Annotated in this window: 9 protein-coding genes; 4 read left to right on the top strand and 5 right to left on the bottom strand. The window is 55.7% G+C overall.

From position 1 onward, the window contains the following. Positions 1-35: 35 nt before the first annotated feature. The 3 genes from guaB to BLR44_RS19745 form a co-directional block, all read right to left on the bottom strand. Complete coding sequence (guaB, locus tag BLR44_RS19755; protein WP_089685302.1) at positions 36-1,505, bottom strand: IMP dehydrogenase; 1,470 nt, start codon at positions 1,503-1,505, stop codon at positions 36-38. 161 nt (positions 1,506-1,666) lie between these two features. Then, on the bottom strand, positions 1,667-3,355 hold the full coding sequence (locus tag BLR44_RS19750; RefSeq protein WP_089685300.1) for an OmpP1/FadL family transporter: 1,689 nt from the start codon (positions 3,353-3,355) through the stop codon (positions 1,667-1,669). 102 nt (positions 3,356-3,457) lie between these two features. Beyond that, complete coding sequence (locus BLR44_RS19745) at positions 3,458-4,858, bottom strand: hypothetical protein (protein ID WP_089685298.1); 1,401 nt, start codon at positions 4,856-4,858, stop codon at positions 3,458-3,460. 178 nt (positions 4,859-5,036) lie between these two features. On the opposite strand from BLR44_RS19745, the gene proS reads away from it, so the two are divergent. From proS to BLR44_RS19725, 4 genes are all read left to right on the top strand, one after another. Next, positions 5,037-6,512 carry a proline--tRNA ligase gene (gene proS / locus BLR44_RS19740; protein ID WP_089685296.1) on the top strand — a complete coding sequence of 492 codons (1,476 nt, stop codon included), beginning with the start codon at positions 5,037-5,039 and terminating at the stop codon, positions 6,510-6,512. A gap of 254 nt (positions 6,513-6,766) precedes the next feature. Further along, the gene (locus BLR44_RS19735; RefSeq protein ID WP_089685293.1) at positions 6,767-8,239 is read left to right on the top strand and encodes a T9SS type A sorting domain-containing protein; all 1,473 of its coding nucleotides are present in this window, start codon (positions 6,767-6,769) and stop codon (positions 8,237-8,239) included. Between the two features lie 138 nt (positions 8,240-8,377). Beyond that, a complete protein-coding gene (locus BLR44_RS19730; protein ID WP_089685291.1) occupies positions 8,378-11,488 on the top strand; it encodes an FAD-binding and (Fe-S)-binding domain-containing protein in 3,111 nt (1,036 codons plus the stop codon). Between the two features lie 111 nt (positions 11,489-11,599). Continuing rightward, positions 11,600-12,718, top strand: coding sequence for an SMP-30/gluconolactonase/LRE family protein (locus BLR44_RS19725; RefSeq protein WP_143017385.1), 1,119 nt, complete (start codon positions 11,600-11,602; stop codon positions 12,716-12,718). A gap of 326 nt (positions 12,719-13,044) precedes the next feature. On the opposite strand, the gene BLR44_RS19720 is transcribed toward BLR44_RS19725, so the two are convergent. Together BLR44_RS19720 and BLR44_RS28920 are read right to left on the bottom strand one after the other, a co-directional pair. Beyond that, entirely contained in the window at positions 13,045-13,578 is a 534-nt protein-coding gene (locus BLR44_RS19720) for a ferritin (RefSeq protein ID WP_089685287.1), read from the bottom strand. Positions 13,579-13,622: 44 nt separating this feature from the next. Next, positions 13,623-13,772, bottom strand: a complete 150-nt coding sequence (locus BLR44_RS28920) for a hypothetical protein (RefSeq protein ID WP_176956129.1) — start codon at positions 13,770-13,772, stop codon at positions 13,623-13,625. Between the last annotated feature and the right edge of the window lie 231 nt (positions 13,773-14,003).

Genomic DNA, 14,003 nt, shown 5'->3' with positions numbered 1-14,003 from the left:
TAGATCGGCTTTTTCTTTTCTAGCTAGCCCTATGATCAGCGGGGGCTGTAGTTAGGTGCTTCGCGTGTAATCGTAACATCGTGCGGGTGGCTTTCGCGTACCCCGGCGGCGGTAATTTTGGTGAACCGTGCCTGTTGCATGGCTTTGATGTCAGGAGCACCGCAATAGCCCATGCCGGCGCGTAACCCACCCACCAGTTGGTAGAGCACCTCGGCCACACGACCTTTGTAGGGTACGCGTCCCACAATGCCTTCGGGAACCAGTTTCTTGATGTCGTCTTCTGCATCCTGGAAGTAGCGGTCTTTCGAGCCATCTTCCATGGCTTCCAGCGAGCCCATGCCCCGGTAGGTTTTAAAGCGACGACCTTCGTAGATGATCACTTCGCCGGGCGCTTCCTCGGTACCGGCTAGTAACGAACCGATCATCACGCTGCTCGCCCCCCCGGCAATGGCTTTGACCAGATCGCCCGAGAACCGAATCCCGCCATCGGCGATGATCGGAATACCGCTGCCCTGCAAGGCCGCAGCCGCTTCCATCACGGCCGACAGTTGCGGCATGCCTACCCCGGCAATGATCCGGGTGGTGCAAATGCTACCCGGGCCCACGCCCACCTTCACCGCATCGGCACCGGCATCGGCCAGCGCTTTCGCACCCTCGGCGGTGGCGACATTGCCGACAATCACCTGTAGATCGGAGAAGTGAGCTTTGGCCTCTTTGAGCGCCTGAATCACCCCGCGCGAATGCCCGTGTGCCGTATCGATGGTAATAACGTCCACTCCGGCCGTTTTCAGCGTCTTGATGCGGTCCAATAGGTCGGGTGTGACGCCCACCGCGGCTCCTACCCGCAGCCGACCAAACTCGTCTTTGCAGGCATTGGGACGGAACTTCTTCTTCAGGATGTCCTTGTAGGTGATCAGACCGATCAGCTTGTAATTCTTGTCGACGATCGGCAGCTTCTCGATTTTAAATTCCTGGAGAATTTCTTCGGCTTTGGAGAGGTCGACCCCTTCGGGGGCGGTGATGAGGTTTTCTTTGGTCATGATCTCTTCCACCGCAATGGAAAGATCTTTCTGAAAACGCAGATCCCGGTTGGTCAGGATGCCCCGCAATTTATTTTCGCCGTTCACGATCGGGATGCCGCCGATGCCAAATTCGCGCATGATGCGTTCGGCTTCGGCCAGGGTGGCATGCTCCGAGAGGGTAATCGGATCGAGGATCATGCCGCTTTCCGAACGTTTCACCTTCCGCACCTGCTCGGCCTGGCGCGCGGCGGTCATGTTCTTGTGGATGAACCCAATCCCCCCTTCCTGGGCAATGGCAATGGCGAGTTCGTACTCCGTGACGGTATCCATCGCGGCCGAAACCAGCGGGATGTTGAGTTTGATCGCACGGGTGAGGAGGGTAGAGGTGTCCGCGTCGCGGGGAAGTATCTCTGAGTAAGCAGGGATGAGGAGGACGTCGTCGTACGTAAGCGAGTCCGTGATCTTAGCAGCGCTAGCGCTCATGGCAAATAAGTTACGTGTCTTTATTTGCCGCACAAAAATAGGGTGAACGACCTCAGGAAAAAAACCTTCCCGAGAAATAATCTGGTTCTCCGGGTCGGTTCCACAAAAAAGGCCCTCTCCCTTAGGGAGAAGGCCTTTTATAAATTCATGAAGTACGCTCCTTAAAAGAATGAGCCGATCGACACGGAAACGGTCGTACTGCTCAAATCATTCATTGCGGAAGCGCCAGTGCCCTGCCGTACCTGATAGGGGAAGTAATGGCTGTCGCGCAAGCTGTAGATTGCCGCCAGGTCGACGTAAAAGTCTTCCAGCCGCAGCCCCAATCCCCCTGAAAAGCTCTGTGTGCTTCCTTGCACATCGAGATTAGAAAGCGGACTTTTTCCAACCGAACTTTGGTTAATTGACACCGTGTTCTCTCTGTATGGAGATCCGTAAAGGCTATAACCGGCACGCACACGGAACATATCATACCGGTACTCGCCCCCGATCCGAAAATTGAGCGCGGACTGGGCGATATTACCGATTTTGATATTATCGATGTCCATCGAGCCGTTGCTATCCCGCACCCGTGCCGAAGTGTAATTGACATACTCTACATCAGCGGCAACAAATCCATTCTTGCCAGCAAAGATCGAAATGCCACCTGTAGCCCGAAAGGGCGTGGTCATGCTATAATTGTAATTGGTAGTAGGAGCGCTCCCTTGAAAGCTAGCTGCGCCATTGCCAAAATCACTTAGATACACTTCCTGTCCATTCGCATCGAAATTGTAAAGGACATCTGCATATTGCGCGCTCAAGGTATAATTCGATTGTTCGCGCATGGCGAAAAAAGTAGGGCTTTGCACAGAACCACCCAGGCGTACCCAATCGGTCAGTCGATAAATCAGACCAGCTTTGAAGTTGATACCGGTGCCATTGGTTTGCAGATCGCGCATGAGTTGCACCCCTTGGAAGGAGAAGTCGGAAGAAACATTCACAGGCGTTTCTGAGTAGTTCAGAACCTCCCGGAAACGAACGGTACCGATGCCTGCCCCAAATCCAAAGTACAATTTGTCTTCAAAATTGCCTCCGTATCCGATGTCGAATTGGTATTGGGCGCCGTTCCGTTCAATGGTACCCCGCTGGTCCATATCAGAAATCGGAACCAGATCGGCTAGTGTATAAGGATTCGTAGAAGCGTCAGCGATGTATTCCGTAGGAACAAAAGAGCCCTCACCTCCTAATGTATCAATCAAGAAGACGTTGAAAGGCAAGGTAACATCCGGACCAAGGCCTTCTAGTTGCCCAGCGGGTTGCCCTTGAGCAACCTGCAGATAGTAATCTACCAGGGAGTTGGCTTGACCAGGAGCACTATTTCGGTTAACGCCGCTAAAGCTGAAGTTCTGGTTGAAGCTGTTGAGGCGCGTCAGGCTCATTCCCCACGAACCACCCCGCCAGGCGCCGGGGACGATGTCGTCTTTGATGTTGGTAAACACCACGCCCATGCTGGGAAAGTTCAGGTTGCTGAAGTTATCGTCCGTCACGTTAGCGTCGAACAATTGCCTGTTCTCGCCAGCGGCGTAGCGGGAATTGATGTTGGTGAGCGAAAAGGCCGGCGTGATGCTGAACTCCGACTGGCGGAACACACCGAGTCCGGCCGGGTTGATGGAAAGGCTGCTGATGTCGGCCCCAAGTGCGGTCTGAGCACCGCCCATGCCCAGGGTACGAGAGGTACCGCCAGGGCCGGTATACGAGTAGCGTAAGGCATCGGTATGGTAGATGGAAATGGCCCCTTCCGGACCGGTCTGGGCAAAGGCCAGGGTTGAGAGTCCTGACAAGCCCAGTACGAATATGGAACGACGTAAATTCATAATCTGACAAAGTTGCTTGCTAGTTGACAAGAAAAAATAATGCCATCGTACTGTTTAGTACGATGGCATCTGAAAAAAGTAGGAGGATCTTACCGCTTTTTGCTAGTTCCCACGGCTGCCGCGCGAAGGCGCTGGCGAGACGCTTCGGCTCGGTGCCGAGAACGATGGGCTACTGCTGCGACTCGGTGCCGAGTAGCTGGGACGTGAGTAGCTGTCGCTGCTGCGGCTCGGGCTCGAATAGCTATCGTAGCTCCGGCTCGGAGTGGAGTAGCTCCGGCTTGGTGCCGAATACGTGCTGCGCTGGACCGAATTGGGTTGTGCGTACGAATTGCTTCGCGTCGGGCGGGTGCTTTGGATGCTACGTGACGGGCTGGCGCTGCGGCTTGGCGTGCTGTAGTTAGGCGTCGAATAATAACGCTGTTGGGTAGCACTCCGCTGAGCAGCGTCGCGCTGCATGTTGACTGGTGCGGCGCTGCGGTTATACGAAGCATTGCTGCTGCTACGCGTCACGCGGTCGCCGACCTGAAGCGGGGCACTGGTACTGGAACGCGTAATGCGTTCGCCACGTGCCGGGCGCACATCGGCCCGCTCGATGACATCACGTCCAACTGTACGAACGGTAGCGGGTTGAGCGGTACCACGGCCATTGCTTGGGGTAGCGACGGTGCGCTCTCCGCCGGTGCTGCTACCCCGCGTGATGCTGCGGGTAGAACGACCACCAACACTGCTCACGGCCACAGCGTTGCCACGGCTGGCACGGGCACCGTATACGACGTTGTTCTTTTCACGCACGTTGTCGATGAGCGAGCCACCGTAATAACCGCCTCCGTAGGCATAAGCGTTACCGTACCAAGGGTTGTAATACCCATAGCCCCAGGGGTTGTAGAAGCTGCTGTAGCCGTAGGCGAACGGTGAATAATAACCGGCCCCATATCCGTACCCAGGACCCCAGAATGGATCGTACCCGTAAGCGTAATAAGGATTAGCCCACATCGACGAACCCCATCCTACGCCATACCCGAAGCTTACCGTCAGGCCAGGGCGCATCCAGGGGCTGAAGCTGTTGCGCATCACATAAGGGCTGTAGAAGAACGGATCGTAATACCCGTTGTAGAAGTTCCAGCCGTTGTTCACCCACGTGGGCGAGGTGTAGGTTTGCCACGAAGGGGAGGCATACCCACCGCTTGTGGTAGACGAACGGTAATTTTCGTCATAATAATCTACCGGCGCCTCCGCATCGGCCACTTGGGCAGGTGCCGTTTCGCTCGGCGTATAGTTTTGACTGTATTCAGAATCGTAATAACCATCGCCAGTGCTTGGCGCGACTTCGTTGGTCGCTTCGCTCCGGCGTGGCGTGGCCTTCTGCTGCACCGACAGGCGATCGGCAGAGGTAAAGTAAAGGGCATCAGATTCGCTGCCCGTAGAGGCTGTACGTTGAGCGGTACAGGCGGCCAGGAGCGGAATCATCAGCACGGCCAGTCCCCGCAGGTTGAAAAGTTTCATAGTGGTACGGTTTTTATCGGTAAGCGTCACAATTTACAATATTACGAAGGTCTCGGCAACATTATTTTGAATTCACGGTATCTTTGCCGGCACCTTTTCTGCTTCTGTATAAATAGAACAAATTTTATACCAGAAGTATTCAAACATTCCTGAATTTATATATTGTTAAACTTAGATTATGGGCAAAGGGTTACCCAAAAGAGACGAAGATTATTCGCTCTGGTACAACGAGTTGGTGAAACGTGCAGACCTTGCTGAAAACTCGCCGGTGCGGGGGTGCATGGTCATCAAGCCATACGGTTATTCGATCTGGGAAAAAATGCAGGCCGGGCTTGACGGCATGTTCAAAGAGACGGGCCATACCAACGCATATTTCCCGCTGTTTATTCCAAAATCTTACCTCAGCCGCGAGGCCGACCACGTAGAGGGGTTTGCGAAAGAATGTGCCGTTGTGACGCACTACCGCCTGAAAAACGCGGACGATGGCTCGGGTGTGGTTGTAGACCCCGACGCCAAACTGGAAGAAGAGTTGATCGTTCGCCCGACGTCCGAAACCGTCATTTGGAGCACCTACCGCAACTGGATTCAATCGTACCGCGACCTGCCGATTCTCCTCAACCAGTGGGCCAACGTCGTGCGGTGGGAGATGCGCACGCGCTTGTTCCTGCGTACGGCTGAATTCCTGTGGCAGGAAGGACACACGGCGCACGCCACCCGTGCCGAGGCAGTCGCCGAAACCATGCAGATGCTAGACGTGTACGCCACGTTCGCCGAAGAATACATGGCACTGCCGGTCGTGAAGGGCGTAAAGACGGAGAACGAACGCTTCGCCGGCGCGGTCGATACCTATTGCATCGAAGCACTGATGCAGGACGGCAAGGCCCTGCAAAGTGGCACGTCACACTTCCTGGGGCAGAATTTTGCCAAGGCGTTCGACGTAAAGTTTGCGTCGAAAGAAGGCGGCCTCGATTACGTGTGGGGCACGTCGTGGGGCGTAAGCACACGCCTGATGGGCGCGCTCATCATGGCACACTCCGATGACAACGGCCTGGTGTTGCCTCCCAAGCTGGCCCCGATCCAGGTGGTAATCGTGCCGATTTTCAAGAAACCCGAGCAACTCGATCAATTGCGCGAACGGGCAGAACAGATTCAGAAGGCGCTGAAAGCCCAGGGCGTTTCGGTGCGGTTCGATGACCGCGATACCCAGACACCCGGCTGGAAATTTGCCGACTGGGAACTGAAGGGTGTGCCGCTGCGCATTGCGATGGGACCGCGCGATCTGGAAAACGGGACGGTCGAACTGGCCCGGCGCGATACAGGCACGAAAGAAACCGTGTCGGCCGACGGCATCGCCGAGTTGGTGCCCCGGTTGCTGGACGAAATTCAGCAGAGCATTTACGACCGCGCGTTGCGCTACCGGCAGGAACACACCACCCCGGTGAGTTCGTACGAAGAGTTCAAAGAGGTGCTCGACTCCAAAGGCGGTTTTGTGCTGGCGCACTGGGACGGAACTTCAGAAACAGAAGAGAAAATCAAAGACGAGACCAAAGCCACCATCCGGTGCATTCCGCTGGAAGGCGACGAAACTCCCGGTACCTGCATCTATTCGGGCAAGCCGTCGCAGCGGCAGGTCCTTTTTGCCAGAGCGTATTAGCAATTGCAGAACGATCACAGCGCGGCTCGCGCTTAGTGCCAACGGCCTTGTCTTGAAAAAAGACAAGGCCATTTTTTTAGAGTTCTATGTGGATGAAATCTTCAGGAGAGAATTTGTGCCGTTCAAGCGTAACTAAGCGCTTTACAGCGTTATTTTAGTCGATTGGGTGGCGAATATTCGAGTAAACGGTGTTGTATGAGGTTGCTTTTTTACACTTTTGCATCTCACGTAAGTATCCTCTACTCCCTAGTTTTATGAAGAAAATTCTACTCCTGTGCAGTATCTGGATGTGGGCCGGAATGGGTTACGCTCAGGTCACGCCTTCGTCGGGCACGCCCCGGCCTCAGCACACGCTCAACGCACATTTGCGCCCGAGCGTACACCAACCTGCCCCGCTTGCGCCGTCGGTTGCTGTGCGCACGTCAGCTCCAGACCAGAGCCGGCTGGCACTCCGCCCGTTGGCGGGCGACCAGTATCAACTGGACAGCATGATTTACTCGGAATACACGTTCGACGAACCTGTCGACTCCATGGCGCAGTTCAAATACACTTACCAGTACGACGACCAGGGCCGTGTGGTCAAAGCGTTGGATTACCTGTGGGAAGACGTAAGTTGGACGCCCCAGCAGCGGGTCGATTACCTGTACAATGCCGGTGGGCAGCTTTCGCAGAAGACCGTGTATTATTTCGACGTTGAACAGCTGGACTGGATCGGTTCCGATCAATACATCTACACGTACAATGCGGCCGGTGATACCACGCAGATCAATACAAAAGGATGGTTTGAAACCTATTGGCTCGATGTGTATCGCTATGCGTACGCATACGATGCCAACGGCAAAGCCACTTACTCGACCCGCTATCAGTGGAACGAAGAAAGCTGGATGAAAAGCGATAGCCTTTCTCACCAGTACGATGCGCAGGGCCACCTGCAGGAAGCCACCACCTACTACTCAGCTGATGGCACCACGTGGGAACTGTCGAGTCGATATATCTACACTTATACCGCAGCTGGCCAACTGGAAGAATACGCAGAATACGATTGGGAAGAGGGCGCCTGGAGTCCATTCGCGCGCATTGTGTCTAGCTACGATGCGCAGGGACGCGCGGTAGAGCAGATCAATTACACCACTGATTCGGAGACTGACGCCTGGCTGGAGAACTACCGGATGGTATCGCAATTTGCTGCCAACGGAACGCGTACGTCCTCTACCTACTACACATGGGACGGCGAAGCGTGGACAGAAGCCGAACAGGAAACGTTTCAGTACCAACCGGCGGCCAGCGAGCTCGTCCCGCAGTATCCCTTCTGGCTGGCGCCTCTGTGGCGCGAAACCGCCTCGACGACCGGAGGCAACACAGCCTGGCTTGCGTCGAGCCTCGACTACATTTGGGATGCCGACATCCCGGACTGGGCAAAAGCCAGCCGTGTCGATTTTTACTATTCGTCGCCAACGGTCAGCAGCAGTCCTACGGTCGACGCCGGTCGCTTCCGTCTCTACCCGAATCCGGCCGCCGGGCAGGTGCAGCTCGACCTTTCGCAAGCCGAGCTAAACGGGCGGGCGTATACCTTGGCCCTTCGGACCATCACCGGCCAGGCCCTCCGGCAATGGACCCAGCGCGGACCGCTGGCGCAGCTCTCGGTGGCTGGCCTGTCGCGTGGTGTGTACCTGCTGGAGGTAACCTTGCCGGAAGGACGTTTCCACAAACGGTTGGTGGTAGAGTAAATTGCCTGAACCAGACCTCGGCAGAGAAGGCATTCCGGCGCATCGGGATGCCTTCTTTCATTTTTAGAGAAAGGAAGCCTCTCACATCTCGCCAGGGCCTTGTAGCTTTACCTCCCTGATTTCGAAACCTCTGTTATTATGCTTGCAGCCCTGCACGAACTCGCCGGTCAGCTCGAAGGTGAACTCCACACCGACACCACCCTACGGACGTTGTATGCTACCGATGCCTCGGCGTACCGCGAACTGCCTCTGGCCGTAGCCATTCCGCATTCGGTCGAAGACCTGAAAAAACTGATTCGTTTTGCCTCTACCCACAACACGTCGCTGATTCCGCGCACGGCGGGTACGTCGCTGGCCGGGCAGGTCGTCGGGTCGGGCATTGTGGTGGATGTCTCGCGCACGTTTACCCGCATTCTGGAGGTAAACAAGGCCGAAAACTGGGTACGGGTTCAGCCGGGCGTGGTACGCGACGAGCTGAACATGCACCTGAAACCGTACGGGTTGCAGTTTGGGCCGGAAACGTCGACGGCCAACCGGGCGATGGTCGGGGGGATGGTCGGCAACAACTCCTGCGGCTCCAACTCCATCGTCTACGGCAGCACCCGCGAGCACCTGATTTCCTGCAAAGCCTTGCTGAGCGACGGCTCTGAAGTAGAATTCGGACCGCTGACAAACGAAGCGTTTGAACAGAAACGCCAGGGAACCGGGCTGGAAGCACAACTCTACCAGTCGATCTACGAACTGCTTTCCGACGCCGAGAACCGGACCGCCATCGAAGAAGAATTTCCCAAACCGAGCATCCCGCGGCGCAACACCGGCTACGCGCTCGACATGCTGCTGCGGTGCGAACCGTTTACGGCAGGAGGGGAGCCCTTCAATTTCTGTAAACTGATTGCCGGCTCGGAAGGGACGCTGCTGTTTCTGTACGAACTGAAGCTGAACGTCATTCCGCTGTCCCCTGCCCACAAGGCGCTGGTGCCTGTCCATTGCCATACGGTCGACGAGTCGCTGCGGGCCAACCTGGTGGCGGTGAAACACAACCCTGGTGCCAGTGAATTGATGGATCACTTCATTCTGGAGTGCACCAAAAACAACCTGGAACAGCGCAAGAATCGTTTCTTTGTGCAGGGCGATCCGGGGGCCATTCTGGTCATCGAACTGTGGGGCGAAAGCGAAGCCGAGGTTGATACCCGGGTCCAGGCGCTGATCGACGAACTGAAAGCCGAAGGGTTGGGCTACCATTATCCCATCGTAAAAGGCGAAGACATGGGCAAGATCTGGACGCTGCGGAAAGCCGGACTGGGTCTGTTGTCCAACATGAAGGGCGACCCCAAACCCGTACCGGTGATTGAAGATACGGCCGTGGCGGTAGAGGACCTGCCTGCCTACATCCAGGAATTTAACGAAGTGCTGAAACGTTACGGACTCTTTTGTGTGCATTACGCCCACGCCGGTTCGGGCGAGCTGCACCTGCGGCCCATCCTGGACCTGAAGACCGAAGAAGGAAACCAGATGTTCCGCACCATTCTGCAGGAAATTGCGGCGCTGGTCAAGAAATACCGCGGATCGCTCAGCGGTGAGCACGGCGACGGGCGATTGCGCGGAGAATTCATCCGGTTCATGGTGGGCGAACACAACTACGGCCTGTTGAAACGGGTGAAGTACACCTGGGACCCGCAAGGGGTCTTCAACCCCAATAAAATTGTCGATACACCCCCGATGAACAGCTCGTTGCGGTTCCGTCCGGGGCAGACCACACCGGAGTTCGACACCGTGTTCGACTGGAGCGAGACCGACGGTGTGTTGCGGGCGGCTGAGCAGTGCAATGGCTCGGCCGACTGCCGCAAGACCGAACTAAGCGGCGGAACCATGTGCCCCAGCTACATGGCGACGCGCAACGAAAAGCATACGACCCGCGCCCGGGCCAACATTCTGCGCGAAGTGCTGACCAATTCCAGCCAACCGAACCGGTTCGACAGCGAAGCGGTAAAAGACGTGATGGATTTGTGCCTCTCCTGCAAAGGCTGTAAAAACGAATGCCCTTCGAACGTGGATGTCGGCAAGTTGAAAGCGGAGTTTCTGCAACAGTACCAGGATGCCAACGGCGTTTCGCTGCGGACACGCCTCGTTGCCAACTTCAACAAACTGAACGTGTTGGCGTCGTCCATGTCGGGGCTCTACAATGCGGCGTTCAAAGCGCCGGTAGTGGGCGAACTCGCCAAGCGCATGGTAGGATTTGCCCCGGAGCGGTCCATGCCCCCTCTGTATCCGACCACACTCCGCGCGTGGTATCAGAAAAGCAAAGCCCATCGGTTTGGCATTGTGCAGGAAAATCCGCGAAGCGCAGGGTTGAGCACAAACGGCATCGGATCGCCGGAAGAAACGGCCGAAGTGGTCGGTACGGAACGGAGTCGGCAGAGTGGTCAGACGCTGGACGCCGACATTCCGCAGCGTGCCGAGTACCCACCGGAGTCGGAACTGGGGCGGCCGGGCGAACAGCCCAACACGGGACGTACCTCCCGCCGCGTCTACCTGTTCTGCGACGAGTTTACCAATTATAATGACGTGCCAATGGGCATGCAGGCGATTCAGCTGCTGACCAAGCTGGGGTACGATGTCGTCATTCCCGACCATACCGAAAGTGGCCGGACCTACCTGTCGAAGGGCTTGCTGCGCGACGCGCGCGACGTGGCCCGCCGCAACGTGGCGTTGTTGAAAGACCTGGTCTCCGAAGAAACCCCGTTGATTGGACTGGAGCCGTCGGCGATTCTGTCGTTCCGCGACGAATACCTCGATCTGTTGCGGGACGAAGAACGCGAAGCCGCCCGCCACATTGCCGAGCATGCGTTTCTGCTGGATGAATTTCTGGCGGGTGAGATCGACCGCGGACGCCTGACTGCCGATCAGTTTACGACCGAAAAGCGGGTGATCAAACTCCACGGACACTGCCACCAGAAAGCACTCGCCTCCCTGGTCCCGACGAAAAAAATTCTGTCGCTGCCCAAAAATTATGAGGTGCATCTGATTCGTTCCGGCTGTTGTGGCATGGCCGGATCGTTCGGCTACGAGAAAGAACATTACGACGTCTCCATGCAAGTCGGCGAACTGGTGCTGTTCCCGACGGTGCGTCAGCAGCCTGCCGACGTCATCATCGCTGCGCCGGGCACCAGCTGCCGCCACCAGATCAAAGACGGGACCGGCCGCCGCGCCAAACACCCCGCCGAAATCCTCTGGGAGGCGCTGGTCTGAGCCGAGCTTCCTGTGCATGGCAAGCGCCCCGGTAGGTTACTTTCTAAAAAAAGAGAACATATCGGGGCGCCTGTAGTTTATATAGGCATGTTTGATTTAACTTTTTTCAACATGAAGCCTCTATTTTTCTCGATACTAGGTGTCTTTTTTAGCGTGCAGGTGCACGCGCAATCCGCAGCCTCTCAGCCGTATAAACCCGGTGCTTCCCTCAAACCCGGCGAACCGCAGCTGTTGTTTTCGTTTCCCGACTACATTGCGCAGCCCGATGGCATGGCGGTCGACCCGGAAGGGAACGTCTTCTTTTCGTGTCCCAATTCCAGCGCCCCCGCCTACCCGGGGCTTCTGGTGAAAATCACGCCCGATTACCAATGGGAAGTGGCCTACAACCTGCCGGCGCATCCTACCACCCACAAGGCGGTTCCGATGGGTATTTCGTTCGGGCCGGACGGTAACCTTTACATTGCCGACAACCAGTACAATCTGGACAGTAACTTTCAGTCGCGCATCTTGCGATTGAACATGGAGAACGGGAAGCCGGTAGGCGTCGACGTGGTGGCCAAAGGCCTGAAACATCCGAATGCCCTGCGCTGGCACAAGAACGACCTCTACATTACCGATACCAAATGGCGCACTAGTGACGACATGCACACCAGCGGGATTTTCCGCATTGCGAGCCATGAAATGGAAAATGATTCGGTGCAGATTCAGCCTTCGATGGAAGAACGCCACCTGATCGCCACGTTCGAGGCCATTCCGCAGGACGGCAACGACCTGGGTACTGACGGAATGGATTTCGACAGCCAGGGCAATCTGTTCGTGGGGATGTTTACCGACGGCCGGGTGTTCAAGCTGACTTTTGACCAGAGCGGAGCGGTCAACTCGAAAGAGGAATTTCTGAAGCTGGGGACAATTCCCTGTTGCGACGGGATCTTTATCGACAAGACGACCGACCATCTTTACATCGCCGATTCGGAACTGAACGCGATCCATGTGGTCACCAAAAAAGGAGAGGTCCGCACCTTAGCGAAAAACGGCGACACCGACGGAGCCGACGGCGGGCTGGACCAGCCGTGCGAGCCGTTGCTGGTAGGCGACAAGTTATTTGTGGCCAACTACGACCAGCCCAACAGTCCTTCGTTCGTCAACAAACAGGCCGATGGAGTGCATACCATGTCGATTATTCAGGTGCCGGCCGAATTCCTTTCGACCCAATCCACCACCCAGCGCTAAACGCCGACTGTCCTGACAACCCCTGTGAAGCGAGCCTTCGGGCGATCGCTGATGCTATAACAACAGAAGGCCATCCGAGCGGATGGCCTTCTATATCATCTATGGGTACCAACACATAGTAAACTAACGTTTAGGGCAGCTTCTGCACCGCTTCTTCTCCGACTTTTTGTACTTCTTACAGCACTTCTTAAAGACGCACCCGGGCGCGTCTTGCAGCGATTTGGTAATCAGCGGATTTTCGTCGTAGAAACCGAAGTCAAACAATTCGTTGTTCAGCGTCATGGGGCAAAAGCGTTCGGTTGGTAAAGAGCGTTAAGGGAAAAAACTTATTCTTCGGTAGCGGGGTACGAGATTTGTGCCAGGCGTTCGTCCAGCTCAATCAGGTCGAGGCTGCCTGCTTCGGCTAGGTCGATCAACTCCAACGCGCGGCGCACGATGTACTCCTCTTCCACCTGTTCCTTCACGTACCACTGCATGAAATTCTCCGTTGCGAAATCGTTGCTTTTGCGGCAGGCGGCCACAATCTTGTTGATTGATTCCGTAACCTGCACCTCATGGTCCAGCGCACTTTCGAACACGTCGCGCAGCGAAGCGAACTCATGTTGTACTTCCGACAGCGGCGGCGAAACGGCCAGTCCACCCATGTCGCTCAGGTAGTGAAACAACTTCAGCATGTGCTTGCGCTCCTCTTCCGACTGCTTGTAGAAGTGTCCCGCCGTATGGTCGAAGCCGTGCTGATCGCACCAGGCGGCCATCGCCAGGTAAGCGGACGAAGACGCAGCTTCCAACGCAATTTGTTGGTTCAGCAAGGCGGCCGAGGCCTCAGGAATAAAAACTCTTTGTCTGAGTAGATCTTTCATAGAGAAATTACGATTTAAGGGTGTAAAAGGAAATGAAGCGGGATTCAGGAGAAACTATACTGCAACTTCTGGTGCAATATGCTGTTCAACTCCAGCATCACCAATGCTCCGGATAAGATCTCTTTGAGCTCCAGCACTTCCCGGATGGTCAGTACGAAGAGCTCGCGGTGCTGACAGGTTCTGACGATGGTCATACCCGACCGGTCGTCTTCGTCCGTTAGCAGGCTTACGAGGTCAATGTTATCGATTTTCCTTTTAAACGCGAGGAGACTGCATACACGAAAAGAGGTTTGCTTGTCCTGAAACTGGAGATAAAAGCAATTGTCTCGGTCACATTGGTAAAGAGCACCCGACGACGTTCCGAAGATTTCGACCATATCAGTAACAAAAGTAACCTTATTTAGACTTAATCCAAATACTAATGA

This window comes from Catalinimonas alkaloidigena (assembly GCF_900100765.1).
Classification (GTDB): domain Bacteria; phylum Bacteroidota; class Bacteroidia; order Cytophagales; family Flexibacteraceae; genus Mooreia; species Mooreia alkaloidigena.
Note: the sequence above shows the minus strand (reverse complement) of the source record. Positions and strands in the feature narration are given on the sequence as shown.